The following is a 479-nucleotide window of genomic DNA, read 5'->3' as shown; positions in this document are numbered from 1 at the left end:
ACGAGGAGAAGTTCCTCAACGAAATGCTCGAAGTCGGCAAGCATCAAAATGATCCGGAACTCGTCAAGGCGATGATCAAGTCCGGCCGCGTGGCATTCGATTTCGTGACGAAGGAATTGGGCTACAAGCCGGACAATCTCACTGCCGTTTCCGGGATGAGCGTGCCGCGCGCACATCATTTCGTTCCGTCGAAGCTTATAGAGACGCTTTACAACCACGTTAAGAAATGCGGCGTGCCTGTCCTCTTCAATACGCCCGCAGAGCGGCTGGTTTGGAACACCGAGAAAGGCTGTATTGCCGGTGTTCGGGCCAAAACGAAGGATGGAAAGACGATTTTCGTTGAAGCCAAAAAGGGCGTATTGCTCGCGACCGGCGGCTTCACGCGCAATCCGAAGCTTCTTGCAAAGTTCAATCCGCTCATGATGAAAACGGAGCCGGAGGGTGGCATCGGCAACACGGGCGACGGCATGCTGATGGCG

The 479-nt window shown here is 54.9% G+C and carries 1 protein-coding gene; it reads left to right on the top strand.

What is annotated here, in order from left to right; all coding sequences use genetic code 11:
• Positions 1-479 (top strand): FAD-dependent oxidoreductase (locus H6A60_RS12505; RefSeq protein WP_205105132.1); only part of this gene is annotated, 479 nt, incomplete at both ends.

It is taken from the genome of Sutterella massiliensis (assembly GCF_016899755.1).
GTDB classification, from domain to species: Bacteria; Pseudomonadota; Gammaproteobacteria; order Burkholderiales; family Burkholderiaceae_F; genus Sutterella; species Sutterella massiliensis.
The sequence above is the reverse complement of the archived record's forward strand: the minus strand, read 5'-3'. Positions and strand labels throughout refer to the sequence as shown.